The sequence below is a fragment of the Streptosporangium sp. NBC_01755 genome (assembly GCF_035917995.1).
Classification (GTDB): domain Bacteria; phylum Actinomycetota; class Actinomycetes; order Streptosporangiales; family Streptosporangiaceae; genus Streptosporangium.
In genome coordinates this window covers 6400829-6427576 of the sequence record NZ_CP109131.1, presented here as the reverse complement: position 1 = coordinate 6427576, position 26748 = coordinate 6400829, and the positions used below count along the sequence as shown (strand labels likewise).

The following is a 26748-nucleotide window of genomic DNA, read 5'->3' as shown; positions in this document are numbered from 1 at the left end:
CGCGCGGGTCCAGCCCCGGTCTCACCGACTCCTCATGATCATCTGGGATCCAGGCACAAATCGCACCTTATTGTTAGTTGCAACTTGCTCGCAATAAGCGCTATGTTTCGGGGGTTTTCGATGACTTTGGGGGATTAGATGAGGCTGGTCCGGCACCTGGCCGCCCTGTTCACCGCGTTCGGTCTGATGACGGCGGCCTGCTCCGCGCCCGGCACAGGCCCGGCCGCTCCCGACGGCACCTTCGTGATCGGCCTGAGTTCGGAGTTCGACACCCTCAACCCGGTGATGGGCTACTCCCCCGACGGGGGGTCGCTGATCTACGAGGGGCTGATGAGCCGGGAACCCGACCTGTCGATGAAGCCCGCGCTGGCCTCGGCCGCGCCGACGATCTCCGAGGACGGCAGGACCGTCACCTTCACGCTGCGCGAAGGGGTGACGTTCCACGACGGCAGGCCGGTCACCGCCGCCGACGTGGAGTACACCTACGAGGCGCTGCTCGACGAGGCCAACAACTCCCCCATCCGGGGCGACTACTCCGCGATCGCGAAGGTGGCCGCCCCCGACGCCGGCACCGTGGTGTTCACGCTGAGGTATCCGTACGCGCCGCTGGTGCAGCGCACGACACTCGGTATCGTGCCCAAGGACAGCCCGCTGACGGGTGACGCGCCGGTCGGCGCGGGTCCCTACGTGTTCGTGTCGCGGACGCCCGGCGACAAGATCGTGCTTGAGGGGAACAGCAGCTACTGGGCGGGTGCGCCCGCCATCACCACGCTGGTCCTGGCCTTCGCCGAGGACGACAACGTCCGGGCGACACGGATGTCGGCCGGGGAGTTCGACGCCACGATCCTGCCCCCGAAGGCCGCGGCGCGGTTCGACGGGCAGCGAGACGTGACGGTCCACCAGGTGCCCAGCGCCGACTACCGCGGCATCATGTTCCCGCTGAAGCAGCCGGTCACCGGCGACAGGACGATCCGCAAGGCGTTCGGCCTGGCCATCGACCGCAAGGCGATGGTCGACACCATCCTCGCCGGGGCCGGTACGCCCGCCTTCGGTCCCGTCTCCCCCGACACCGCCTGGTACAACCCCGCGGTGACCGGCGAGCCGGCCGGCGACCCCGAGGCCGCGAGGCGGCTCCTGGAGGAGGGCGGCTGGAAAGTAGGTGACGACGGTGTCCGGGTCAAGGAGGGCAGGCGTGCCGAGTTCTCCCTGATGTACCCGGCAGGCGACACGCTCCGCAAGGAGCTCGCGCTGGCCGTGGCCTCCGACGCCGGGAAGATCGGCATCGACGTCAAGCTCGCCGGCCTCGACTGGGACGCGATCGAGCCGCGCATGGACGGGGACGCCCTGATCATGGGCTGGGGAACCCCGTACGACCCGGACTACCTCAACTACGAGCTCTTCCACTCCTCCTACGCGGGCAAGGGCTTCTTCAACCCGGGCAGGTACGACAACCCGGAGGTGGACAGGCTGCTGGAGACCGGCCGCGAGTCCGGTGACCCCGCCGTCCGCAAGCAGGCCTACTCCGACTTCCAGAAGATCGTGTACGACGACGAGGTCTGGACCTACCTCGTCTTCCTCAAGCACGTCTACGTGGTCCGCGGGAACATCTCGGGGATCCGGCCCAGTGTGGACGCCCACGAGCACGCCACCGGCGGCCTGTTCCGCGACATCCACACCTGGAAGCCCGCCGCGTGAAGCGGCGGACACCTACCGGCGAGCGCACCCTTGACCGGCCCGGCCCCGGCGAGCCGAGACGGAGACGTGCCCCGGCCGGTGGCCTGGCGGCGGTGATCCTGCGGATCGTGGCCTGGCGGCTGGCGTTCGCCGTGCCGCTGCTGGTCGCGGTGACGGCCGGCATGTTCGCCCTGGCGAAGGCATCCCCGTTCGACCCGGTCCGTCAGTATCTGGGAGAGCGGGCCATGGTCACCGACCCCGAGGTGGTCGAGCGGATCCGGGCCAACTGGGGCATCGACCGGCCGGTCCTGGAGCAGTACACCGCCTGGGCGGGCAATCTGTTCCGCGGCGATCTGGGCGACTCGCGCTCGCTGCATCTGCCGGTGGCCCAGGTGATCGCCGAGCGCCTGCCGTGGACCATGCTTGCCACCTCGGCGGCGATCGTACTCATGCTGGCCGGGAGTCTGCTCCTGGGCACCCTCGCGGCGTGGCGGCAGGGATCGTGGCCGGACCGGTTGATCACCGGCGGCGCGTTCGCCAACGAGGCGGCCCCGGTCTTCTGGACCGGGCTGCTGGCCGTCTGGGTCTTCTCGGTACAGCTGGGCTGGCTGCCCGCGGGCGGCCTGACCGGCGCCAGGTCGACGAGCGTGGAGTTCGGCGACGTGGCCGCGCACATGATCCTGCCGGTGACGGTCCTGGCGGTCTCCCAGTCGTCGTGGCTGGTCCTGTACGTTCGCGAGTCGGTCATCGGCACCTTGCGCGAGGACTTCGTGACGGGCGCCCGTGCCCGCGGCCTGCGGGAGCGGACGGTGCTCGTCCGGCACGCGCTCCGTTCGGCACTGCTGCCCTTCCTGACCCTTCTTGGCGCGCGGATCCCCGAGCTCGTCACCGGGGCGATCCTGGTGGAGACGGTCTTCTCCTGGCCGGGGGTCGCCTCGGCCTCGGTGCAGGCGGCCCTCGCCGTGGACTTCCCGCTGCTGGCCGCGCTCACCCTGCTGGGCACCCTCGCGGTGCTCTGCGGGAACCTGGTGGCCGACGTGGCCTACACGATCGCCGACCCTCGCGTCCGCACTCTGGGGGTGGGCTGACATGCCTCGTCCGGTACGGTTCGCCGCCGCCACGCTGGCGGTCCTGGGCCTGGTGGTGCTGCTGGTGCCGCCGCTCGTCCAGCTGGACCAGCAACTGGTAGACCTGCGCTCGGCGGGGCTTCCCCCATCCTTGGCGCATCCGTTCGGCACCGACCCGGTCGGCCGGGACGTGCTGCTGCGCTCCGTCTACGGCCTTCGGGTGTCGTTCCTGGTGGGCATGTTCGCCGCGCTGGTCAGCATGGTGATCGGCGGCCTGGTGGGCCTGGCCGCGGGCAGTCTCGGCGGCACTCCCGACCGGCTGCTCATGCGGGTCGTCGACGGCTTCAACGCGGTGCCGCACCTGCTGTTCGGCATCTTCATCGTGGCGCTGTTCTCGCCGAGCCCGGCCGCGGTGGTGGTCTCGGTGAGCGTCACGCACTGGACGACGGCGGCCAGGATCGTCCGCTCGGAGGTGCTGTCGCTGCGGTCGCGGCCGTTCGTCGAGGCCGCGATCTCCGGCGGCGCGAGCCGGTCGCGGGTGGTCCGCCGTCACCTGTTGCCGCACCTGTTCCCGCATCTGCTGCTGGCCACGGTGCTGATGGTGCCGCACGCGATCTGGCACGAGACCGCGCTGAGCTTCCTCGGCCTGGGGCTCCCCGCGCACCTGGCCTCGCTCGGCAACATGATCAGTGACGGGCGGCCCTCGCTGCTGACCGGCGACTGGTGGTCGAGCCTGGTACCCGGCCTGTTCGTCCTGGTCCCGACGCTGGCCGTGGCAGTGCTCGCACAGCACTGGCGCGACCGGCTCAGCCCTCGCCGTCGATCGGAGCTGTCGCTGTGAACGCACTCGTCGTGGAGGATCTGACGGTCTCCTTCCGGATCCCGGGGGCGACGGTGCGGGCCGTGTCCGGGGCCTGTTTCGAGGCGCGGCCCGGTCGCTGCCTGGCGCTGGTCGGCGAGTCCGGCTGCGGCAAGTCGGTGTTGGCCCACGCGCTGCTCGGTCTGCTACCCGGCAACGCGACGGTCTCCGGGCAGGCATGGCTGGAGCAGGACGGCGAGCGGGTGGAGCTGCTCGCCGCCTCGCAGGTAGTACTGGCCCGGCGGGTCCGCGGCCGCTCGATCGGGTTGATCCCGCAGAGCCCCGCCACCCACCTGACCCCGGTGCGGACCGCGCGGGCACAGCTGGAGGAGGCGCTGCGGGAGCTGGGCACGCCAACCGGGCAGGTCCGGGAGAGGGCGGACGAGCTCGCCGAGCGGCACGGGCTGCGCCCCACCGACCTCGGCCGCTACCCGCACGAGCTGTCCGGCGGCATGGCCCAGCGGGTGGCCAACGCGATGGCACTGGCCGGCGACCCGTGGTTACTGCTGGCCGACGAACCCACCAGCGGGCTCGACCGGCCGCTGGTGGAGCGGGCGATGGCCTCGCTGCGCGAGCTGTGCGACGAGGGCAGGTCCGTCCTGCTCATCACCCACGACCTGCGGGCGGCCGAGCGGGTGGCCGATGACATCGCGGTGATGTACGCCGGGCGCCTGGTCGAGCTCGGTCCCGCCGGGGAGGTCCTGGGCCGCCCGCGCCACCCGTACACCGCCGGGCTCCTCGACGCCCAGCCCGACCGGGCGTTCGTCCCCGTCCCGGGGATGCCGCCCGAGCTGACCCGGTTGCCGGAGGGCTGCGCCTTCGCCCCGCGCTGCCCGTTGGCGAGCGCCGCCTGTGAGGTCCCACCGCCGCTGTCGGGCGGCGTGGCGTGCCACCACGTCCTGGAGGGCAACCATGCTTGAGGCCAGGGAGGTCACGGTCTCCTACGGCGGGCAGGTGGTGCTGGACCGCGTCTGCCTCGCCCTGGAACCGGGCCGGGTGACCGGCCTGGGCGGGCCCAGCGGCTGCGGCAAGTCGACACTGGCCCGGGTGCTGGCGCTGATGCTCAGGCCCGCCTCCGGGACGGTGACCGTGGACGGGCACCCGGTGAGGGGGTGGCGGCAGCGGGCAAGCCGTGAGCTGCGCACCGCCGTGGCGCTGGTCTACCAGCAGCCCCGGCTCGCGGTGGACCCCCGGTTCACGCTCAGCGAGGTCATCTCCGAGCCGCGCGCCGCCGCGGGCAGGCCGAACCAGGACCTGACGGCCGCGCTGGCCGCCGAGGTCGGGCTGACCGCGGATCTGCTGAACCGGCGCCCGCACGAGGTCTCCGACGGCCAGCTCCAGCGGGCCTGCCTGGCCAGGGCACTGTCACTGGAACCGCGCTACCTGATCTGCGATGAGATGACCACGATGCTGGACGCCTCGACCCAGGCGCACCTGGTCGCCGTCGTCAACGGCTACCGGGACAGGACGGGCGCCGGGGTGCTGGCTATCAGTCATGACGACGTTCTCCTGAAACGCTGGGCAGAGTCAGCAATGAAATTTGACTAATTCAGGCGATGATTGTGTCAATTTCATGATCTAGGCAAACAAATGGTCACTAGTTAGGCTCCCTGTCATGATCGGCCGCCCTTACCGGGTGGCCGATCGCACGTCACCCGCCGGGGAGGGTCGCGGCCTTTTCCGGCATGCCCTCCCCCGGGCACGCGGGTGGTCCCCCTCCCTGTCACGTGAGCGGTTCATGCGTGCCGAAAGGGAGGTCTCGTTGACCAGGAAGCCCTACCTACCGAGGATCAGACGCGTGGTGGCGCTCGCCGCCGGCCTCGGGCTCGTCGCGGCGATGGCGCCGCCGGCGAGCGCGGATCCCACCCCCACCCCCGCGCCGTCCGCCAAGTGGACGGCGACCCCCCTGGCCGGGGGTGAGCCGGTCCAGGGCGCGAAGTCCCCCACCGGAAAGCTCGCCCGCAGTGACGAGGGGCTACTGAAGTCGACCTCGGGCGCCACGGTCAACGTGATGGTCAAGCTCGACTACGACTCCTTCGCCGCATATCAGGGCGGCCTTGAGGGACTCCCCGCAACAAGCCCGGCAAAGACCGGAAAAGCTCTTGATATAAAGAGCGGCGACGCGAAGAAGTACCAGAAACACATCGAGGACGTCGAGAACGCCTTCCTCGCCGAACTGGCCAGGAACGTGCCAGGCGCCACGGCGGGCCAGAGGCTGCGGACCGTCTACGGCGGCATCGCGCTGCGCATCCCCGCCAACAAGGCGGCCGCGGTGCTGAAGCTGCCCGGCGTGGCCGCCGTCCAGGAGGACAAGCCCGAGCAGCTGCTGACCGACTCCAGCCCGGACTTCATCGGGGCACCCGCGATCTACAGCAAGCTGGGCGGCAGCTCCTCCTCCGGCAAGGGCGTCGTCGTGGGCATCCTGGACTCCGGCGTCTGGCCGGAGCACCCCCAGTTCGCCGACCCCGGCACGCTGCCCGCCGTGCCGGCGACCAAGGACGGCACTCCGCGCGCCTGCAACTTCGGCGACAACCCGCTCACCCCGGCGGCCGACCCGTTCGCGTGCAACCGGAAGGTCATCGGCGGCGCCCCGTTCCTTGAGACCTACAACGCGATCTACCCCGGCGAGGTCTATCCGACCAGCGCCCGCGACTCCAACGGCCACGGCACCCACACCGCGACCACCTCGGCCGGCGGCCCGGTGGCCGACGCCAACCCGCTCGGCATCAGCCGCGGCCCGATCCACGGCATCGCCCCGGCGGCGCACGTCTCGGTCTACAAGGTCTGCGGTGTCGAGGGCTGCTTCCCCTCCGACTCCGCCCAGGCGGTCGGCCGGGCCATCCTCGACGGCGTCCGCGTGATCAACTTCTCGATCTCGGGCGGCACCTCCCCCTACAGCGACCCGGTGGAGCTGGCCTTCCTCGACGCCTACGCGGCGGGCGTGCTCGTCTCGGCCTCGGCGGGCAACGCCGGTCCCGGCGCGGCGACGGTCAACCACGTCGCCCCGTGGGTGACCACGGTGGCGGCCTCCACGCAGACCAGGACCTTCCAGTCGACGATCACGCTCTCCGGTTCCGGCGGCGCGACGGCCACGCTGAAGGGCGCCTCCATCACGGCGGGCCTCGCCTCCGCGCTACCGCTGGTGCGGGCCTCCGCGCCGCCGTATTCCAGACCCCTGTGCGACGTGCCCGCGCCCCCGGGCCTGTTCATCGGCAAGATCGTCCTCTGTGAGCGCGGCCCCAACCGGATCCTGAAGGGCTTCAACGTCAAGCAGGGCGGCGCGGCCGGCATGATCCTGTACAACTCCAGCCCGCTCGACGTGATGACGGACAACCACTGGGTCCCGTCGGTGCACATCGACAAGCCGGAGACGGACGCCCTGCTGGCGTTCCTGTCGGCCAACCCCGGCGCGACCGCCTCGTTCACCCAGGGCACCAAGACCTCCTGGCAGGGCGACGCGATCACCACGTTCTCCTCGCGCGGCCCCGGCGGCGACTTCCTCAAGCCTGACGTCACCGCCCCCGGCCTGCACATCGTGGCCGGGCAGACGCCGACGCTGGAGGATCCGGCCGGTGGCCCACAGAACAACCTGTACCAGGTCATCTCGGGCACGTCGATGGCGGCGCCGCACGTCGCGGGCGCCGCGGCCCTGGTGTTCGCACTGCACCCGGACTGGACTCCCGGCCAGGTGAAGTCCGCACTGGAGACGACGGCCAAGACGTCGGTCACCAAGCAGGACCGCGTCACCCCGGCCGACCCGTTCGACACCGGCGGCGGGCGCATCGACCTGACCAAGGCGGGCGACCCCGGCCTGACCCTGGACGAGACGGGCGCGAACTTCCTGGCCGCGGCCGACGACCCGCTGAACCGCATCGACCTGAACCTGCCGTCGGTGAACGCCCCGATCATGCCCGGTCTCATCACCGCCAAGCGGACGGTCACCAACGTCACGGACAAGACACTCACCTTCACCGCCACGGGCACGACCGTTGCCGGCGCGAACATCTCGGTACTGCCACCGCTGCTCATCGTGAAGGCGGGCAAGACCGCCAAGTTCAGCGTGGTGATCACCGCACCCGACCTGCCCGAGGGGCAGTACTTCGGCCAGGTGAACCTCAAGCAGGTGGGCGGCTCGCGCAACCTGCACCTGCCGGTCGCGTTCGTCCGCAAGCAGGGTGCCGTCCCGGTGGAGCAGACCTGCGCTCCGGCCACCATCCCGCGTAACACCGGCGAGTCCACCTGCACCGTCACCGTGCGGAACGACACGCTCCAGAACGCCGAGGTCACGGCGGTCAGCACGCTGGACGGCAAGCTGCGCCTGAACTCGGTGACCGGCGCCACCAAGATCGGCTCCCAGATCGCGACGGCGAAGACCACCCTCGCGGCCAGGCAGCCGGACAGGCCGGGCATCGCCCCGGGTACCGGTCCGGCCCCCTACCTGCCGCTTGACGCCTTCGGCATCACACCGACACCGATCGGCGACGAGCAGGCGATCAACTTCACGGTCCCCGCGTTCCAGTTCGCGGGCAGGACCTACACCAGGATCGGCGTCGTCTCCAACGGCTACACGATCGCCGGAGGAAGCTCAGGGTCGACGGACATCTCGTTCGAACCGCAGACCCTGCCCGATCCCTCGACCCCGAACAACGTGCTCGCCCCCTACTGGACCGACCTGGACGGCACCGGCACGCCGGGCGTCTACGCCGGGACGCTGACCGACGGCGTCAACGACTGGCTCGTCATCGAGTGGCGGGTCAACCTCTACGGCACGACAGACACCAAGGTGTTCCAGCAGTGGATCGGGCTGAACGGGACCGAGGACATCACCTACACCTATGACCCCGCCAACCTGCCCGGCGACCCTCCGGCGGGCTACGGCCTGACCGTGGGAGCCGAGAACGGTGACGGCACCGCGGGCGGCCAGATCACCGGCCCGCCGACCGAGGACCTCCGGGTGACCAGCACGCCCGGTGCCCCGGGTGGCAGCCTGACCTACACGATGAAGATCAAGGGTGTCAGCGCCGGGATCGGAAAGGTGACGACGGGAACGTCGACACCGCAGGTCAAGGGCGTGACCATCGAGGTGGACAAGATAACCGTCCAGTAGCGGGAACGGAGGGGACCCGATGGGCCCGGCGCGACGCGCCGGGCCCATCGGGCCTTCACGGGGGACTTCCGGGAACGGGCGCCCAGGGGACTTTCCGGAACGGGCGCCCAGCGGACTTCCGGAACGGGCGCTCAGCGGTGAAGGTAGTCGACCAGGTATGCCTTCTCGGTCTCCAGCGCCTCGATGGAGCTCTTGACCACGTCGCCGATGCTCACGATCCCGGCCAGCCGGTCGGCGTCCACCACCGGCACGTGCCGGATGCGGTGCGTGGTCATGGTCTGGCGGAGATCGTCGACGTCGGTGTCCGGGGGGCAGGTGCGGACCTCGGTCGTCATGATGGACGACACGGTGTCCTCCAGCACGCGCGCGCCCCGGTCGTGCAGCCGCCGCACCACGTCGCGCTCGGAGACGATGCCCTCGACGGAGGACCCGTCCTCGGACACCACCACGGCGCCGATGTTCTTCTCGGCCAGGACGGCCAGGAGCTCCGCGACCGTCGCGCCGGGGCGTACAGTCGTCACCTCTGTTCCCTTGCCTCGCAGAATCGTACCGATCAGCATTGACACCACCTCGGTTCAGCCGGGCGCGGGTATCTCTTTTCTCTGCCCAATCGGGCCTCACGCTAAGCCACCAAGACGGCAAAAGGTGTGACTGTCATGTAACGGGCAGCAGCCGAACCGCGTAACGGGCAGCAGCCGAACCGCGTCGAGGGCCAGGGTGAGCTCGACGATGTCGAGCGGGCGTGCCCATGTCCGCGTCGTGCAGCAGCACCACCGCCGACACCTCGTAGTCGGGGCGCATCCGCCACAGCAACCGCATCGAACGAGAAGGAGGCCGCCACCTCCGATCCGGCCAAGGAGTATCAGGTCCCGGTGGGCTGACCCGCGCTTCACGGCAGCGCCCCGCCCCCCCGGCGGCGGAGGTGCGGGGCGCTGCCGCTCCGGGCTAGCGTGAGAGGAACCACAGACCTTCGCGCCCGGGGACACAATGACCCAGAAGCTCAACACCGGCAGCCACGACCTGCCGGTCTCCGACGCCCTCGCCGCGTTCATGAACACCGGCTGGGCCGACACCCACCGCGACGACCTGGCCGCGCTGCCGCAGGCCGCCTACACCGCCAAGCGACGCGCCGCGCTCGCCGCCCGCTTCCCCGGCGAGCGGCTGGTCATCCCGTCCGGCACGCTCAAGGTACGCAGCAACGACAGCGACCACCGGTTCCGGGCGCACAGCGCGTTCGCCCATCTCACCGGCGGCCAGGAGCCCGACGACGTGCTGGTCGTCGAGCCCTCCGGGGAGGCCACCCTGTTCCTGCGCCCCCGTTCCCCGCGGTCGGAGCCGGGGCAGGCCGGGCAGGAGTTCTACCGCGACCGCCGCCACGGCGAGTTCTGGGTCGGCCGCCGCCCCGACCTGGCCGAGGCGGAGGCGCTGCACCAGATCGCCTGCGCGCCGATCGACAGACTCGACGACGTGCTCGGCGGGTCCGCGCGGGTGCTGCGCGGGGTGGACGCGTCGGTGGACAGGCGGGTCGCGCCCGGCGACGGGGACGAGGAGCTGGAGACGTTCCTGTCCGAGATGCGGCTGCTCAAGGACGACTGGGAGATCGCGGAACTGCAGTTCGCGGTGGACGCGACCACGCGCGGATTCGAGGACGTGGTGCGGGCCCTGCCCGCCGCCCTGGGGCACCGGCGCGGCGAGCGCTACCTGGAGGGGATCTTCGGCCTCCGCTCCCGCCTGGAAGGCAACGCGGTCGGCTACGACAGCATCGTGGCCTCCGGCGCCAACGCGTGCGTGCTGCACTGGATCCGCAACGACGGGCGGCTGAACGAGAACGAGTTGCTCCTCCTCGACGCGGGCGTGGAGACCGACCACCTCTACACAGCCGACATCACCAGGACCCTGCCGCTGTCCGGGCGCTTCAACCCGGTCCAGCGCCAGGTCTACGAGCTGGTGTACGAGGCCCAGGAGGCGGCGATCGCCGTCCTGCGGCCCGGTGCGAGCTTCCGCGACTTCCACGGTGCGGCCATGCGGGTCATCGCGGAGGGACTGCGTGACTGGGGTGTGCTGAAGATCAGCGCGGACGAGGCGATGGAGCCGGGCAGCGGCCTGTACCGCCGCTACACGCTGTGCAGCAGCGGCCACATGCTCGGCATGGACGTGCACGACTGCGCCAGGGCCCGCGCGGAGGTCTATCTGGACGGCGTACTGGAGGAGGGGCAGGTGCTGACCGTCGAACCCGGCCTCTACCTGCAGCCCGACGACCTGACGCTGCCGCCGGAGCTGCGCGGCATCGGGGTGCGCATCGAGGACGACCTCGTCATCACGGCCGACGGCGCCCGCCTCATGTCGGCGGGACTGCCCCGCCACCCGGACGAGATCGAGAAGTGGATGCGGTAGTCAGCTTCTCGGCCCTGAAGGGCCGAGCTTGTAGCTCCTCACCGTGCATGGGGTGCACGGTTCAGGCCGCGTCGTCGGCAGCGTGACTCACTGCCCAGCCCGTGACACCGCGCACGGCGATGTTGCGGGCCGCGTTCACGTCGGCGTGCTCAGCGAAGCCGCACGACATGCATCGGAAGGTGGCCTGATCGGGCCGGTTCTTCTTCGAGACGTGGCCGCATGCCGAGCACCCCTGCGAGGTGTAGGCCGGGTCCACGTACACCACCGGAACCCCGGCCCGGGCCGCCTTGTAGGCGATGAAGGAGCCGAACTGGTGGAAGCTCCAAGAGTGCAGCGTGACCCGCTGGGGCTTGCGGAGCCGTACCCTTGCGCGGATGCCGCCCAGGTCTTCCAGGGCGACGCCGCGCGAGGTGCGTTGCGCCTCGGTCACGATGGTCTTGGAGATGCGGTGGTTGGTGTCGGCCGCGAAGCGCGCTTCCCGGCCGGAGATCTTGCGCAGGAGCCTCTTGGCGGCCTTGGTGCCCTTGGATTGCAGGCGTCGGCGCAGCCGCCGGTTGCGGTGCCGTACCTGGTTCAGGTGCTTGCCGGCGTGGGCGATGCCATCGGATGTGGTGGCGATGTTGGCGATGCCGAGATCCACGCCGAGGAACCCGTCGGGCTCGAAGGTCTGGGGTTCGGGCACCTCGCAGGTGGCGTACAGGTACCAGGAGCCGCCCCGAAACACCAGGTCGGACTCGCCCTTGCGGTAGGCGGTCAGCAACTTCATCTGTTCGGGCGAGCAGGCGAAGGGGATGCGGCCAAAGCGTCCGCGCGCGGTCCAGATCGAGATCGTACGGGCGTCATACTGCCAGGACAGGCACCGGTCGTCGTAGGGCTGCGCGGCGTCCTTGCGGAACCGAATCGGTTTGCTCTCGGCCTTGGTGCGCCGCGTGGAACCGTTCGGGCCGTGGTTTGCGGCCTTCAGGTTGGCCTTCAGGGTGGCGTAGGCCCCGGCGACTTTCCGCGTGATGTGGATGGCGGGCTGCGCGGACAGGCCCATGGCCTTCAGGTCGCCGTAGACGAGGCGCTGAAGGGAGGTCTTGTTCTTGGTGCCGGTGTCGAAGGCGCGGCGGGATGCGTGGTTGGCGGCCCGGTTGCACAGGGTCAGCGTCTCCCGCAGCGCCGCCTCGGTGGCGGCGTCGGGGAGCAGCTTCACCTGCACGACCAGCTTCATCCCCAGGATTTTATCATGGGTATCATCTTGTCTATGTCACCTCGATGGGAAGCAGACCCTGATGTGAGGAGGGGTCGTAGCGTCGTCTACAACCTTCATGTTCATCTTGTCTTCGTCACTAAGTACCGGGGTGACGTCCTTAATGATGCGATGCTCACCCGCTGCGAGGAGGTCATGCGGGAGGTGTGCGCCCAGCTCGGCGCGGCCCTGCGGGAGTTCAACGGCGAAGAAGACCATGTGCACCTGCTCGTGCACTATCCGCCCAAGCTGCCGATCTCGACTCTGGTCAACCGACTCAAGGGCGTCTCGGCGCATTACCTGCGCAAGGAGTTCACCGGCCGGATCGACCGGCACATCATGCACGGTCACCTGTGGTCGCCGTCGTACTTCGCCGGCTCATGCGGCGGCGCACCACTGGAGATCATCGGCGAGTACATCGAGAGCCAGAAACGCCCGGACTAACGTCCGGACGCAGGAAGGGAAGCCATTCCTCCCGGCCCTGAACGGCCGGGATTCCTGGCTAGATCTTGTTGAATGCGACGCTAACGCGTCGCGGTGAGGCCGCTCAGACCCGGCTCCTTCCCTCGTCGACCGGGGCCGCTCGTTCCTCGCAACCCCGCTCTCCTCAGTCCAGTCGCCGGCGCGGCCTCACGGGTAGTCCCTCAGGAAGGTGTGAGGGCGCGTCCCTGTGGACGCCTTCCTGACCGGTCGCCGACTCGGGCTCACCGGACATCACACCACCTACCACGAGTGATCGATGCCTTCTGAGGTAGGTTCTGATCCATGCCCCTGAAGCAGGCTCCGCCCGGCGGGCGGAGCGGACGGCCGGGAGATGGATCCGCCGAAGTCACCGCGACCGCCGCCGCCGCGGGGAACGAGAGTGGTGAGCGACCGGTGAACGACGAGAGGCACCGCTGGCTGTCGCCGATCGAGCAGCGGGCGTGGCGTGCCCACCTCGCCGTGCACAAGCTCCTCGAACACCGCCTCGACCGCGAACTCCAGCCCTTCGGGCTCTCGGTGAACGACTACGAGATCCTGGTGAACCTGTCGGAGACCCCCGACCACCGCATGCGGATGAGCGATCTGGCGGACGCCACGATCCAGTCCCGCAGCCGGCTGTCACACCAGATCTCCCGGATGGAGGCCGCCGGCCTGGTCGCCAGGGAGACCTGCGCCGACGACAGGCGCGGCACCTTCGCCGTCCTCACCGAACAGGGCTGGGACACCATCAAGAAGGTCGCGCCGCACCACGTGGCCAGCGTGCGCCGGCACTTCATCGACCTGCTCACCGACGATCAGCTGATCGAGCTGGAAACCGCCTACGCTCCGGTGGTGGAGCATCTCAAAAACATCCGCTGACGCGAAACCGATACCGCCCGTACTCCCTTAGTAGACCGCACTGTCGTTACGATCCGCCCATGTCAGCTCGCCGGATCTTCATCGCCGCGGTGATCACCGCGTGCTCCCTGGTCACCGCCTGCAGCGGCGGCGCCTCCGACGCCACGGCGGCTCTTCCCAGCGGAGCCGAACTGGTCAAGAAGTCCGCGGAGGCGACACGTGCCGTGAAGTCCGCGACCTTTTCCATGGAGACCGAGGGCGCCCCCCCGGTACCGGTCAAGAAGGCCTCCGGCCGCCTCAGCGGGACCGGCGACGCGGACGGCACCATCCAGATCGACGTGGCGGGCAGTCTCCAGGAGATCAGCTTCGTACTGATCGGAGAGACCGTCCACTTCAAGGGGGTGACCGGAGGCTTCCAGAAGATGTCGCGGAGCCAGCTGGCGGCGATCTACGACCCGTCCGCCATCCTCAACCCGGAGAAGGGCGTCGTACAGCTGCTGAGCAACGCGCTGGACCCGAAGACCCAGGCGGCCGAGAAGGTGAACGGCGCCGACGCCTACCGGGTCTCGGCGACGCTCTCCCAGCAGGTGCTCGCCACGATGGTGCCCGGCCTCGCGCAGAGCGTCGACGGCACGCTCTGGATCGACAAGGCCACCAGCCACCTGCTCAAGGCGGATCTGCCACTGACCGGCGGCAAGGTGATCGTGCTCTTCGGCGACTACGACGTCCCGGTCCAGGTCACCGCCCCGGCCCAGTGATGGTGACCCGCACCGCCGTTACGGGCGGCGGCCGTGCGGCCCGGCGGCGGGTCGCTCTCGGCGTCGGCGGTACCGCGGTACTGCTGGCGGCGCTGGACGCGTACGTCGTGGTCACGGTCCTCATCGACATCGCCAAGGACGTCGACGTCCCGCTCAACCACATGGAGCGGGCCACCCCGATCGTCACCGGCTTCCTGCTCGGCTACATCGCGGCCATGCCTTTGCTCGGCCAGCTCTCCGACCGCTACGGCAGGCGCCCGCTCATCCAGCTCTGCCTGGCGGGCTTCGCGGCGGGCTCGGTGGTCACCGCGCTGGGCGAGACGGTGCCCTGGCTGGTCGCCGGGCGGGCCCTGCAGGGGGTCGCGGGCGGCGCGCTGCTGCCCATCACCATGGCTCTGATCGGAGACCTGTGGGATGAGGACGAACGCCCGGTGGCACTCGGCGCCGTGGGGTCGGCCCAGGAGCTCGGCAGCGTGCTGGGCCCCCTGTACGGCGCGGCCCTCGCCACCCTGATCCCGCCCACCCTCCAGCTCGGCGGGGTGCAGCTCGGCGGCTGGCGGTCCATCTTCTGGCTGAACATCCCGCTGGTTGCCCTGGCCGCGATCGCCGTACAGCGGTCGGTGCCGCCGCCCGCCCGTGACCGGGCCGGCGGGAGCGGCGGCCGCGTCGACGTGGTCGGCGGGCTGCTGCTGGCCCTCGCGCTCGGCCTGCTCGTGGCGGGTCTCTACAACCCCGACCCGAGCGGGTCGGTCCTCCCGCCGTGGGGCCTGCCGATGATCGTCGCCGGCGTCGTGTCCGGCGTCGTCTTCGTCGTCTGGGAGATACGTGCCAAAACCCGGTTGATCGACATGGCGGGGGTGCTGCGCGGCCCGTTCTTCGCCACGCTCGGCGTCAGCTTCCTGACCGGCGCCGCGCTGCTCGTCACCCTGGTCGACGTGCAACTGTCGGCCCAGACTCTGCTGCGGCTGGAGACCCTGGACGGCGCCCTGGTGCTGTCGCGCTTCCTCCTCGCGCTCTCCGTGGCCGCCCTGGCGGGCGGGCCGGCGGCCCGCCGGTACGGCGAGCGCACGGTGACGGTGATCGGGCTGGCACTGGCCACGATCGGATACGTGCGCATCGGCCAGTGGCCGCTGGACCTCGCCTCGGCCGGATACCGCATGGACGCCGATCTGATCGTCGCCGGCCTGGGCCTCGGCCTGGTGATCGCGCCGGTCTCCTCCGCGGTGCTGCGCGCCGTCCCCTCCGCCCAGCACGGGGTGGCCTCGGCGGCGGTGGTCGTGGCCCGGATGATGGGCATGCTGCTCGGCGTCGCCGGGCTGTCGGCGTGGGGCTTCCACCGTTTCCAGTCCCTCACCGCCGACCTGGACACGCCGCTGCCGTTCGGCGTGGAGCCCGCCGTGTACGCCACCCGGCTCGCCGAGTACGAGGGCAAGGTCAGGGCGGCGCTGCACACCGAGTACAGCGAGATCTTCCTGATCACCGCCGCCCTGTGCGGGGTGGGCGTGCTGGTCGCGCTGCTGCTGCCGCCGCGCGGATCCGGGTCCGCGGACCCGGTCTGACCCGGGCGGCGGAACAGCCCGGCGGCTACGCCCACACCGTGATCGGCCCGCTGTGAAGGCACCTGGTCTCGGCCGCCGCCTTCGTCTCCGACTACACTCTGGCCCCGCCACGGGTGACGTGCGGCGCGCCCCACCCGGCACCGGGAGGGAGCATCCCGCGACGGTACGCACGGGGTTCGATTCATCGGTGAACGCACCGACGACTACTTGGGGTGACGTGATGCTTGTGGGGGCCACGCGGCCGGACCTGGCCGGACTCGGCGAAGGGTTCGGCGCCTTCTGGCGTGAGCGGCACCTGTGCACGCTGACCACCGTCCGTTCCGACGGGACGCCGCACGTGGTGCCCGTCGGGGTGACACTCGACGCCGGCACGGCGATCGCCCGGGTGATCACCTCGCGCGGGTCGTACAAGGCCCGGCTGGTGGCCGCCGGGGGTCCGGCGGGCGTGCCGGCCGCCGTCTGCCAGGTCGACGGGCGGCGCTGGTCCACCCTGGAAGGGCGTGCGGTGCTCCGGGACACCCCCGAGGAGGTCGCCGACGCCGAGCGCCGGTACGCGCTGCGCTACCGCGCGCCCCGGGTGAACCCCGAACGTGTCGTGATTGAGATCCGGGTCACCCAGGTGCTCGGCAATGTCTGAGGCGACGTCCGAGACGACGTCCGAGGCGACGTCCAAGGCGACGTCCAAGGCGACGTCCAAGGCGACGTCCAAGGCGACGTCCAAGGCGATACCTGGCCCGGGGGACATCGGGGTGGTCCCGCTCCCCCGCGTCCCCGGGCTGCCGGATGAGGCGTTCGAGCACGACGGGCAGCTGACCAAGCGCGAGGTGAGGGCGGTCACCATGTCCCGCCTGGCGCCCGTCCCCGGCGAGCTGCTGTGGGACGTCGGCGCGGGCGCGGGGAGCATCGCGATCGAGTGGATGCGCTGCCATCCCGCGTGCCGGGCCGTCGCGGTGGAGAGCCGCCGGGACCGGGCGGAGCGGGCCGCGCGCAACGCGGCCACCCTGGGGGTGCCCGATCTGGAGATCGTCGTCGGAGCGGCCCCCGAGGCGCTCGCCCACCTGGCCGTGCCCGACGCCGTCTTCGTCGGCGGCGGCGCGACGGCCCCCGGCGTGCTGAGCACCTGCTGGGCGGCGCTCAGGCCGGGCGGCAGGCTGGTGGTCAACGCGGTGACCCTGGAGTCCGAGGCGGTCGTGGCCGACTGGTACGGCAGGCACGGCGGAGACCTGGTACGCCTCGCGATCGGCCGCGCAGCCCCGGTCGGCGGCTTCACCGGCTGGCGGACGATGATGCCGGTGACCGTCTGGTCATCGGTCAAGGAGGAGGAGTCTTGACGGCCAGGGTGCACTTCGTCGGAGCGGGCCCCGGAGCCGCCGACCTCGTCACGGTGCGCGGTCTGCGGATGATCGCCTCGTCCCCGGTGTGCCTGTACGCCGGGTCGCTGGTACCGCGCGAGCTGCTGGACGACTGCCCGCCCGGGGCACGGCTGGTGGACACGGCCGGGCTCACCCTCGATGAGATCATCACCGAGATGGCCGGCGCGCACGCGGCCGGACTGGACGTCGCCCGGCTGCACTCGGGCGACCCCTCCGTCTTCAGCGCGATGGCCGAGCAGATGCGGCGGCTGGACGCGCTCGGCATCCCGTACGACGTGGTGCCGGGCGTCCCGGCCTTCGCGGCCGCGGCGGCCTCGCTGAAGCGGGAGCTCACCGTGCCGGGAGTCGGGCAGTCGATCATCCTCACCCGTACGTCCGCGCGTGCCACGCCGATGCCGGAGGGCGAGGAGCTGGCCACGCTCGGCGCGAGCCGGGCGACCATGGTGCTGCACCTGGCCGTGCAGCGGATCGAGGCGGTCGTCACGGAGCTGCTCCCCTCCTACGGCGCCGACTGCCCGGTGGCGGTGGTGGCCCGGGCGAGCCGGGACGACGAGGTGATCCTGCGGGGCACCCTGGCCGACGTCGCCGAGCGGGTCAGAGCCGCCGGGGTACTGCGCACGGCCGTGATCGTGGTCGGGCGGGTGCTGACGGCCTCGGCGTTCCCCGACAGCCACCTCTACTCGGCGGACAGGTGCCGGGATTGACCGGCGACAACCCGCTCCGCGGGGCGAAGGTGAGCGGCCGATGAGACGCCTGCTGATCCTGGGAGGCACCGCGGAGGCCAGGGCACTGGCCGCCCGGCTGGCCGGGCGGCCGGATCTGCGAGTGGTCTCCTCCCTGGCGGGCAGGGTGGCCAACCCCAGGCTCCCGGTCGGTGAGGTACGCGAGGGTGGATTCGGCGGCCCCGAGGGGCTCGCCGCCTGGTTGCGAGAGCACGCGATCGACGTGGTCGTCGACGCCACCCACCCGTTCGCCCAGCGGATGACCGCCTCGGCCGTCGCGGCCTCCACGGGCACCGGGGTGCCGCTGCTGGTGCTGCGCCGTCCCGGCTGGCACCAGGGTCCGGACGACGACTGGCGCTGGGTGCCCACGCTTGAGGCCGCCGCCTGTCTGCTGCCCGGTCTGGGGGAACGGGTGTTCCTCACCACCGGCCGCCGCAGCCTGGCCGTGTTCACCGGTCTTGACCTGTGGTTCCTGGCCAGGTCCGTCGATCCGCCCGAGCCGCCGCTGCCCGGCCGGACGGTGATCGTGCTCTCCCGTGGGCCGTACACCCTGCGCGGAGAGCTGGAGCTGATGCGCGAGCACCGCGTCGAGGTGCTGGTGACCAAGGACAGCGGCGGCGAGATGACCACCGCCAAGCTGGCCGCCGCGCGGGAGCTGGGGATTCCGGTGGTCATCGTACGGCGGCCGCCGATCCCCGGCGGCGTCCCGCTGACCGGCACCGCCGAGGAGGCCGCGGCCTGGGTGGAATCTCAGCTGGGATAGCGGCGCGGGGTGTAGACGACGGGCCGTCCACCACGCTCGGTGAGCCGGGTGGTGGACGAGCCCACGATCAGCAGGCAGCGCATGTCGATCTCGGCGGGGTCGAGGCCGGCCAGCTCGACGACGCGGACGCTCTCCCGCGGGCCGCCGACGTCCCGTCCGATGACGACGGGCGTGTGCGGCGACCGGTGTTCGAGCAGCAGGTCGCGCATGGCGGCCACCTGCCAGGTACGGCTCCGCGAGGCCGGGTTGTAGATCGCCAGCACCAGGTCGGCCCTGGCGGCGGCGGTGATCCGATCCGCGACGACCTCCCACGGCTTGAGCAGGTCGGACAACGACAGCACGCAGAAGTCATGGCCGAGCGGAGCCCCCGCCCGGCTCGCCACCGCCTGCGCGGCGGTCAGGCCGGGCAGCACGCGCACGTCGACGTCGGCGAACCTCGGCTCGGACGCGACCTCGAGCACCGCGCTGGCCATGGCGAACACCCCCGGATCTCCCGAGGAGACCACGGCCACCCGTGATCCGGCGACGGCCAGCTCCAGCGCGTGCGCGGCGCGCTCGGCCTCGACCCGGTTGTCCGTGGGGTGGCGGCGCTGGCGCGGGTTGGGGGGCACCCGGTCGAGGTAGGGCCCGTAGCCGACCAGCGTGTCGGCCGAGGCGAGGGCGTCCTGCGCCTCGGGGGTCAGCCACGGCCGCCCGGCGGGGCCGAGCCCCACCACGACAACCTCGCCGCGCCGCCCCTCCCCGGCCTCCGGCCGCCCGTCCCCGGCCTCCGCCAGGAGCGGGGTGGTGTCGGCCCGGGCTGTGAGCGGGTCGCGGGAGGCCTCCTGACGGTGGTCGCCCGTGGTCTCCGCCGTCAGAGGTGTGAGCGGGCTGGGCAGCAGGGCGAGGGAGAAGTACGGGACCGACGCCGGGTCGACGTCCGCCAGCGGCTCGATGCGCTGCTTACCGGTGGTGGCCCGTTCGACGTACCAGGCGTCGTCGAGGCGACCGGCCTCGGCGAAGGCGGTGCGGACCTTCTCGAAGGTCCTGCCGAGTTTCAGCACCGCGGCCGAGTCGGCGGCGGCCAGCCGCTCGGCCAGCACGTCCGCCGGGAGCGTGCCGGGCAGCACGGTCAGCGTCTCGTCCCGCTCGACCAGCGGGCGGCCGAGCACCGCGGCGGCCCCGCTGACGGAGGTCACCCCCGGCACCACCTCGGTCGGGTACCGGTGCGCGAGCCGCTTGTGCATGTGCATGTAGGAGCCGTAGAAGAGCGGGTCGCCCTCGCAGAGCACCACCACGTCGCGCCCGGCGTCCAGGTGCGCGGCCAGCCGCACGGCGCAGTCGGCGTAGAAGTCGTCGAGCGCGCCCTGGTATCCGCCGGGGTGGTCGGTGGTCTCGGTGGTCACCGGGTAGATCAGCGCCTCCTCGACCTGGTCTCCCCGCAGGTAGGGCAGGGCCACCGACCTGGCGATGCTCCGCCCGTGCCTGGCGCTGTGGTAGGCGATCACGTCGGCCGCGCCGAGCAGCCTGGCCGCCTTCACCGTCACCAGCTCCGGATCTCCCGGCCCCAGACCGACCCCGTACAGGCACCCGAGATCCCCGCTCAACCCGCTCACTCCTCTTCGCTCGCGATCGCGTTGACGGCGGCCGCCGCCATCGCGCTGCCGCCCCTGCGGCCGTGGACCACCAGGTGGTCGAGTCCGGCCGGATGCTCGGCCAGGGCCAGCTTCGACTCCGCGGCCCCGATGAAGCCGACAGGCACGCCCAGCACCGCGGCCGGGCGTCCGGCACCCTCCTCGACCAGTTCGAGCAGGCGGAACAGCGCGGTCGGCGCGTTGCCGATCGCGACCACCGCGCCGTCGAGCCGGTCGCGCCACAGTTCCAGCGCCGCGGCGCTACGGGTGGTGCCCAGCCGCAGTGCCAGCTCCGGGACCCGTGGGTCGCCGAGCGTACAGATCACCTCGTTGTCCTTCGGAAGCCGTCGCCTGGTGACGCCGGAGGCGACCATCATGGCGTCGCACAGCACGGGCGCGCCGTCGCGTAGCGCCTCGCGCGCCGCCGTGACGACTCCCGGCGACCACGCGAGGTCGTCGACGAGGTCGACCATGCCGCAGGCGTGCACCATGCGGACCGCGACCTGGGCGACGCCCGGCGGCATGCCGCCCAGGTTGGTCTCCGCGCGGATGGTGGCGAAGGAGCGGCGGTAGATCTCCGCCCCGTCCCTGATGTAGTCGATCACGTTCCCTCTCTGGTCGCCGCCACCGCGGCGCTCGTCTGCTCGGCGTCGGCGAACGTACGGCTCACATCGTCCGCCTCGACGCGGTATCCGTCTCCGGTCGCGACCACGTCCACGACCCGGCCGCGCGGGCGTCCGCACCGCCGCTCACAGCCCGACCAGTGCACGGGGAGCGCACGGGTGAGGCCTCGCGAGGGGTGGACGTCGTCAGGACCGTCCGCACCGGCCTCGGAGCCGGTGTCGCCGGCGTTCGGGTGAACACCCGCGTGGATGTCGGCGTGGATGTAGGTGTGGACGTCGGCGTGAACACCCGCATGGACGTCGGCGTGAACGTCGGCGAGGGCCTTGGCACATCCGGGGCGGCCGGCGCAGGCGGTCAGGCCCAGCCACGGCGACGCCGGATCGCCGACCAGGCCCGCGGCCGTGAGCGTCGCCCGCCGGCCGTCGACCTCCGGCGACGGCAGATCGGGGACGACGATCGTCCGCCACGGTGTCACCCGGACCTCTCCCCCGCCGTGCTCGGCCGCCTGGGCGAGCACCTCCAGCTGGGCCGCCGTGAGCCGCCCGAGCGCGGCGAGAACGGTGAGGGCCGACCTTCCGTCACGCTGCGCGATGACCCCGACCGTGCCGCCGTGCACGGTCCGCCCCCGCCGTACGGCGGGGGCGGCGGCCTGGCGCAGATCCGGTTCCGCCCTGAGCGCGCGGGCCGAGACCCGGCCTGGGCCGTCGGTCAGCTCGGCGAGCCGCCACGCGCCCGCCCCCTGCTCGGCGCGCTCGGCCAGGAACGCCTCGGCGACCGCGAGCATACCGGTGACGGCGGAGGAGACGGGCGTGCGCAGCCCGTGGTCGGCACCGGCGAGCAGCAGCGCCACCTCGGAGACGTCCACCGAGGCGTCCGCCGGATCGACCGGCAGCAGCGTGACGTCCGCGCCGAGAGCCACCATGTCGCCCGAGCCGTCGTCGAGCGCGAACAGGAACCGACCGGGCAGGTCGGCGAGCGCGGGCCGGGCGCAGAGTTCCCCGTCCAACTCGGACACGAGCGGACGGACGTCGAGCATGCTCGCGGGTGCCCGCCCGGCCAGGGGGGAGGCCACGATGTTACGTACCCGCTCGTGCGTGGCCGACGGCAACAGCCCGGCGGCGGCCAGCCGCGCGGCGAAGTCAGGTGCCGGGGAAAGCCGCCGCCCGCCGTCCGGAACGCGCGTGTCACCGTCCACGTCACCGCGTACGGAAACCCCGACCGGAGAAGACTCACCGTCCGGAACGCCCACGTCACCGCGTACGGAAACCCCGACCGGAGAAGACTCACCGTCCGGGGCGTGCGCGTCGTCGCGTGACGGATGCACGGCGGGAAGGGGCTCGCCGTGCTGCGGTGGCAGGCCGCGTACCTGGAGGTTCGCCCTGGAGGTCAGCTCGATCACGCCGGATCCGAGCTCCCGGGCGGCGGCGGCGACCACGCGGAGCTGACGCGCCGTGAGCGCCCCACCGGGAACCCGGATCCGCGCCAGGCCGCCATCGGCCGCAGCATGCACCTGGAGCGCTCCGGGACACGCGTCTGTCCGGGTTCTTCCGGGAGGGTCAGTTATTGACACGCAGTGGATGGTAGCTCCCATTTCTTTACGGATGTCCGCCTGGCATAGTGTGACCCTAGGCGACGGCGCAGGGAGGAAGCCGGTGTGAAACCGGCGCGGTCCCGCCACTGTAACCGGGGAGCGAACCCCACCGAAGGCCACGGTCCGGCAACGGACGGGAAGGCCGGGGTGAGCGTTGATCCGGGAGCCAGGAGACTCCTGCCGTCGCGATGACGACGACCCGGGGCGAGGACCCCGAGGGAGGACTTCTCCATGCGCTCCGTGCCGCCCACCCCCCGATCCCCCGTGTCGCCCGCGTCGCAGGCCGCCGTGTCACCCACCCCCCGATCTCCCGCGCCACCCGCGTCGCAGGCCGCTGTGTCACCCGTGTCGCCCGTGTCGCCGGCGCCGCCCATGCCTTCGGCGCCGCCCTGCGTCCTGCTGCTGTCGACCTCCGACACCGACCTGCTCAGCGCGCGGGCGAGCGGCGCGGACTACCGGCTCGGCAACCCGGCGAGGTTGTCCGCCGAGGACCTGCCCGCGCTGACCGAGGGCACGGACCTTGTGGTCGTGCGACTGCTCGGCGGACGGCGGGCATGGGAGGACGGGCTGGACGCGCTGCTCGCGGGCCAGCGGCCCGTCGTGATCCTCGGCGGCGAGCAGGCCCCCGACGCCGAGCTGATGGAGCTGTCCACGGTGCCCGGCGGCGTCTGCGCCGAGGCGCACGCCTACCTCGCGCACGGCGGCCCCGCGAACCTGGCCCAGTTGCACGCCTTCCTCTCCGACACGGTGCTGCTCACCGGGTACGGCTTCGCGCCGCCCGTGCCCACCCCGAGCTGGGGCCCCCTCGAACGCGTCGCACGGCGCACCGAGGGCCCCGTCATCGGCGTGCTCTACTACCGCGCGCACCACGTCGCGGGCAACACCGCCTTCGTCGAGGCGCTCTGCCTGGCCATCGAGGACGCGGGTGGCCAGGCCCTGCCCGTCTACTGCGGTTCCCTCCGCACCGCCGAGCCCGGCCTGTTCGACACGCTCCGAGCCGCGGACACCCTGGTGGTCACCGTGCTCGCCGCCGGGGGCACCCGCCCGGCGACCGCCTCGGCGGGCGGGGACGACTCCGCGTGGGACGTCGGCGCGCTCGCCGAGCTGGACGTGCCGATCCTGCAGGGCCTCTGCCTGACCACGGGAAGGGACGCCTGGCGGGAGAACGACGACGGCCTGTCCCCGCTCGACGCCGCCTCCCAGGTGGCGATCCCCGAGTTCGACGGGCGGATCATCACCGTGCCGTTCTCCTTCAAGGAGGTCGACAACGAGGGCCTGACCGTGTACGTGGCCGACCCCGAGCGGGCCTCGCGCGTCGCCGGCATCGCCGTACGGCACGGCCTGCTCCGGCATGTCCGAGCGCCGGAACGACGGATCGCGGTGATGCTGTCGGCGTACCCGACCAAGCACGCCAGGATCGGCAACGCGGTCGGCCTGGACACCCCGGCCAGTGTGGTCAGGCTGCTCACGGCCATGGCGGAGGCCGGGTACGACCTCGGGGACGGTTTCCCCGGCGTGGCGGAGCAGGACGGCGACGCGCTGATCCACGCACTGATCGCGGCGGGTGGCCAGGACCAGAACTGGCTCACCGAGGAGCAACTGGCCGCGAACCCGGTGCGGATCCCGGCCGCGCGCTACCGGGCGTGGTTCGAGACGCTGCCCGAGGACCTGCGCCGCGACATCGAGGCGCACTGGGGGCCGCCGCCGGGCGAGTTGTTCGTCGACCGGAGCCGCGATCCCGATGGCGAGATCGTGCTGGCCGCGCTGCGCGCGGGCAACCTCGTGGTGATGGTCCAGCCGCCGCGAGGCTTCGGGGAGAACCCGGTCGCCATCTACCACGACCCCGACCTGCCGCCGAGCCACCACTACCTGGCCGCCTACCGGTGGCTGGCCGACGACTTCGGCGCGCACGCGATCGTGCACGTCGGCAAGCACGGCAACCTGGAGTGGCTGCCCGGCAAGTCGACGGGGATGTCGGCCTCCTGCGGCCCCGACGCGGCGCTCGGCGATCTGCCGCTGGTCTACCCGTTCCTGGTGAACGACCCCGGTGAGGGCACGCAGGCCAAGCGGCGGGCGCACGCCGTACTGGTCGATCATCTGGTGCCGCCGATGGCCCGCGCGGAGACCTACGGCGACATCGCCCGGCTGGAGCAGCTGCTGGACGAGCACGCCTCGATCGCGGCCATGGACCCGGCCAAGCTGCCGGCCATCCGGGCGCAGATCTGGACGCTGATCCAGGCCGCCAGGCTCGACCACGACCTGGGCGTCGACGACCGGCCGCAGGACAGCGGGTTCGACGACTTCCTGCTGCACGTCGACGGGTGGCTCTGCGAGGTCAAGGACGTCCAGATCCGCGACGGCCTGCACGTGCTCGGCAGCGCCCCCGAGGGGAAGGCCCGCGTCGACCTCGTGCTGGCCATGCTCCGCGCCCGCCAGATCTGGGCCGGTCAGGAGGCACTCCCCGGCCTTCGTGAGGCCCTCGGCCTGGCCGAGGACGGCGGCGCCGCGAGGGTGAGCGTGGACGAGGCCGAGTCGCTGGCCCGCGCCCTCGTCGAGGGCATGGAGGAGCGCGGCTGGGACCCGTTCGCCGTCTCCCCCGTCACCGCGTCCGTCCTCGCCGGCAGGAGTGACCACGACTCCGGAGTCCTGGCCGCCAATGACCGCGCCCCCGGAGTCCTGGCCGCCAATGACCGCGCCCCCGGAGTCCTGGCCGCCGTGGAGAAGGTGCTCGGGTTCGCAGCCGAGGAGATCGTGCCCCGGCTCGCCAGGACCACGGACGAGATCGGCGCGGTGCTGCACGCGCTCGACGGCGGTTACGTCCCCGCCGGGCCGAGCGGGTCGCCGCTGCGCGGGCTGATCAACGTGCTGCCGACCGGGCGGAACTTCTACTCCGTCGATCCCCGGGCGGTGCCCAGCAGGCTGGCGTGGGAGACCGGGCAGGCCATGGCCGACTCCCTGCTGGAGCGGTACCGCTCCGACACCGGTGAGTGGCCGCGCAGCGTCGGGCTGTCGGTCTGGGGCACCAGCGCCATGCGCACGGCGGGCGACGACGTGGCGGAGGTGCTCGCGCTGCTCGGCGTGCGGCCGGTGTGGGACGAGGCGTCCCGCCGGGTCAGCGGCCTCGAACCGGTCCCGCTCACCGAGCTCGGCCGGCCCCGCGTCGACGTGACCGTACGGATCAGCGGGTTCTTCAGGGACGCCTTCCCGCACGTCGTCACCATGCTGGACGACGCCGTACGGCTGGTCGCGGGCCTTGCGGAGGCCGCCGAGGAGAACTACGTGCGGGCGCACGCCGAAGCCGACCTGGCCGCGCACGGCGACGAGCGGCGGGCCACCCTGCGGATCTTCGGCTCCCGTCCTGGCGCCTACGGCGCGGGCCTGCTGCCGCTGATGGAGAGCGGAAACTGGCGCGACGACGCCGACCTGGCCGAGGTGTACGCGGTCTGGGGCGGCTTCGCCTACGGCCGCGACCTCGACGGGACACCGGCGCGGCAGGACATGGAGAGCGCCTACCGGCGGATCGCGGTGGCCGCGAAGAACGTCGACACACGCGAGCACGACATCGCCGACTCCGACGACTACTTCCAGTACCACGGCGGGATGATCGCCACCGTGCGGGCGCTCACCGGCCGGGCACCCGCCGCGTACGTGGGCGACAGCACCCGCCCGGACGCGGTGCGGACCAGGACCCTGCACGAGGAGACCGCGCGGATCTTCCGGGCCAGGGTGGTCAATCCCAACTGGCTGGCGGCGATGCGCAGGCACGGCTACAAGGGCGCGTTCGAGCTGGCCGCCACCGTGGACTACCTGTTCGGCTACGACGCCACAACGGGCGTGATGGCCGACTGGATGTACGACAGGCTGGCCGCCGCCTACGTCCTGGACCCGGAGAACCGGGCGTTCATGGCCGCGTCGAACCCGTGGGCGCTGCACGGCATCGCCGAACGGCTGCTTGAGGCGGCCGACAGGAAGATGTGGAAGCACCCCGACCCCGAGATCATGACGGCCCTACGGGAGGCGTACCTCACCGTCGAGGGCGACCTGGAGGACCGCTGACCCGCTTTCCACGCCGCCCCCGAGGGCAGGACGGCTC

Annotated in this window: 21 protein-coding genes and 1 riboswitch; of the genes, 16 read left to right on the top strand and 5 right to left on the bottom strand. The window is 71.7% G+C overall.

All coding sequences use genetic code 11. From position 1 onward, the window contains the following. Positions 1 to 138: 138 nt before the first annotated feature. The 6 genes from OG884_RS30480 (at position 139) to OG884_RS30455 (ending at position 8707) form a co-directional block, all read left to right on the top strand. A complete protein-coding gene (locus OG884_RS30480) occupies positions 139 to 1695 on the top strand; it encodes an ABC transporter substrate-binding protein (protein ID WP_326638571.1) in 1557 nt (518 codons plus the stop codon). Beyond that, a complete protein-coding gene (locus OG884_RS30475; protein ID WP_326638569.1) occupies positions 1692 to 2762 on the top strand; it encodes an ABC transporter permease in 1071 nt (356 codons plus the stop codon). Before OG884_RS30480 ends, OG884_RS30475 begins: the two co-directional genes overlap by 4 nt. A 1-nt stretch (position 2763) precedes the next feature. Next, positions 2764 to 3582, top strand: a complete 819-nt coding sequence (locus tag OG884_RS30470; protein WP_326638567.1) for an ABC transporter permease — start codon at positions 2764 to 2766, stop codon at positions 3580 to 3582. Further along, entirely contained in the window at positions 3579 to 4520 is a 942-nt protein-coding gene (locus OG884_RS30465) for an ABC transporter ATP-binding protein (RefSeq protein ID WP_326638565.1), read from the top strand. The genes OG884_RS30470 and OG884_RS30465 overlap by 4 nt, the downstream gene beginning before the upstream one ends. Then, on the top strand, positions 4513 to 5148 hold the full coding sequence (locus OG884_RS30460) for an ABC transporter ATP-binding protein (RefSeq protein WP_326638563.1): 636 nt from the start codon (positions 4513 to 4515) through the stop codon (positions 5146 to 5148). Before OG884_RS30465 ends, OG884_RS30460 begins: the two co-directional genes overlap by 8 nt. Before the next feature lie 214 nt (positions 5149 to 5362). Next, positions 5363 to 8707 carry a S8 family serine peptidase gene (locus OG884_RS30455; protein WP_326638562.1) on the top strand — a complete coding sequence of 1115 codons (3345 nt, stop codon included), beginning with the start codon at positions 5363 to 5365 and terminating at the stop codon, positions 8705 to 8707. A 131-nt stretch (positions 8708 to 8838) separates the two neighbouring features. Here OG884_RS30455 and OG884_RS30450 read toward each other — a convergent pair whose 3' ends face one another. Beyond that, positions 8839 to 9267, bottom strand: coding sequence for a CBS domain-containing protein (locus OG884_RS30450; protein ID WP_326638559.1), 429 nt, complete (start codon positions 9265 to 9267; stop codon positions 8839 to 8841). Between the two features lie 427 nt (positions 9268 to 9694). On the opposite strand from OG884_RS30450, the gene OG884_RS30445 reads away from it, so the two are divergent. Further along, on the top strand, positions 9695 to 11101 hold the full coding sequence (locus OG884_RS30445; RefSeq protein ID WP_326638558.1) for an aminopeptidase P family protein: 1407 nt from the start codon (positions 9695 to 9697) through the stop codon (positions 11099 to 11101). A 61-nt stretch (positions 11102 to 11162) separates the two neighbouring features. Here OG884_RS30445 and OG884_RS30440 read toward each other — a convergent pair whose 3' ends face one another. Then, positions 11163 to 12314 carry an RNA-guided endonuclease InsQ/TnpB family protein gene (locus OG884_RS30440; RefSeq protein ID WP_326638557.1) on the bottom strand — a complete coding sequence of 384 codons (1152 nt, stop codon included), beginning with the start codon at positions 12312 to 12314 and terminating at the stop codon, positions 11163 to 11165. A 33-nt stretch (positions 12315 to 12347) separates the two neighbouring features. Here OG884_RS30440 and tnpA point away from each other — a divergent pair, with 33 nt between their 5' ends. The 8 genes from tnpA to OG884_RS30400 all read left to right on the top strand — a co-directional run bounded on the left by tnpA (position 12348) and on the right by OG884_RS30400 (position 18827). Continuing rightward, positions 12348 to 12776 carry an IS200/IS605 family transposase gene (gene tnpA / locus OG884_RS30435; RefSeq protein WP_326638556.1) on the top strand — a complete coding sequence of 143 codons (429 nt, stop codon included), beginning with the start codon at positions 12348 to 12350 and terminating at the stop codon, positions 12774 to 12776. 321 nt (positions 12777 to 13097) lie between these two features. Then, positions 13098 to 13673 (top strand): MarR family winged helix-turn-helix transcriptional regulator, encoded by a 576-nt coding sequence (locus tag OG884_RS30430; protein WP_326638555.1) that lies wholly within the window; start codon positions 13098 to 13100, stop codon positions 13671 to 13673. A gap of 59 nt (positions 13674 to 13732) precedes the next feature. Continuing rightward, the gene (locus OG884_RS30425) at positions 13733 to 14410 is read left to right on the top strand and encodes an LppX_LprAFG lipoprotein (RefSeq protein WP_326638554.1); all 678 of its coding nucleotides are present in this window, start codon (positions 13733 to 13735) and stop codon (positions 14408 to 14410) included. After that, a complete protein-coding gene (locus OG884_RS30420) occupies positions 14410 to 15969 on the top strand; it encodes an MFS transporter (protein WP_326638552.1) in 1560 nt (519 codons plus the stop codon). Before OG884_RS30425 ends, OG884_RS30420 begins: the two co-directional genes overlap by 1 nt. Positions 15970 to 16189: 220 nt before the next feature. Next, a complete protein-coding gene (locus tag OG884_RS30415; protein ID WP_326638550.1) occupies positions 16190 to 16606 on the top strand; it encodes a pyridoxamine 5'-phosphate oxidase family protein in 417 nt (138 codons plus the stop codon). Then, complete coding sequence (gene cbiT / locus OG884_RS30410; protein WP_442811562.1) at positions 16599 to 17300, top strand: precorrin-6Y C5,15-methyltransferase (decarboxylating) subunit CbiT; 702 nt, start codon at positions 16599 to 16601, stop codon at positions 17298 to 17300. Before OG884_RS30415 ends, cbiT begins: the two co-directional genes overlap by 8 nt. Continuing rightward, positions 17297 to 18046 (top strand): precorrin-4 C(11)-methyltransferase, encoded by a 750-nt coding sequence (cobM, locus tag OG884_RS30405; RefSeq protein WP_326638548.1) that lies wholly within the window; start codon positions 17297 to 17299, stop codon positions 18044 to 18046. The genes cbiT and cobM overlap by 4 nt, the downstream gene beginning before the upstream one ends. Before the next feature lie 40 nt (positions 18047 to 18086). Continuing rightward, positions 18087 to 18827 (top strand): cobalt-precorrin-6A reductase, encoded by a 741-nt coding sequence (locus OG884_RS30400; RefSeq protein ID WP_326638546.1) that lies wholly within the window; start codon positions 18087 to 18089, stop codon positions 18825 to 18827. On the opposite strand, the gene OG884_RS30395 is transcribed toward OG884_RS30400, so the two are convergent. From OG884_RS30395 to OG884_RS30385, 3 genes are read right to left on the bottom strand one after another with little or no spacing between them, the layout of a single operon-like run. Beyond that, the gene (locus tag OG884_RS30395) at positions 18815 to 20413 is read right to left on the bottom strand and encodes a precorrin-2 C(20)-methyltransferase (protein ID WP_326638544.1); all 1599 of its coding nucleotides are present in this window, start codon (positions 20411 to 20413) and stop codon (positions 18815 to 18817) included. The genes OG884_RS30400 and OG884_RS30395 overlap by 13 nt on opposite strands. Positions 20414 to 20418: 5 nt before the next feature. After that, entirely contained in the window at positions 20419 to 21045 is a 627-nt protein-coding gene (locus OG884_RS30390; RefSeq protein WP_326638542.1) for a precorrin-8X methylmutase, read from the bottom strand. Beyond that, positions 21042 to 22574 (bottom strand): precorrin-3B synthase, encoded by a 1533-nt coding sequence (locus OG884_RS30385; protein WP_326638541.1) that lies wholly within the window; start codon positions 22572 to 22574, stop codon positions 21042 to 21044. Before OG884_RS30385 ends, OG884_RS30390 begins: the two co-directional genes overlap by 4 nt. Positions 22575 to 22648: 74 nt before the next feature. Then, positions 22649 to 22851, top strand: a riboswitch (cobalamin riboswitch). 176 nt (positions 22852 to 23027) lie between these two features. Here OG884_RS30385 and cobN point away from each other — a divergent pair. Continuing rightward, complete coding sequence (cobN, locus tag OG884_RS30380) at positions 23028 to 26711, top strand: cobaltochelatase subunit CobN (protein WP_326638539.1); 3684 nt, start codon at positions 23028 to 23030, stop codon at positions 26709 to 26711. Positions 26712 to 26748: the final 37 nt, after the last annotated feature.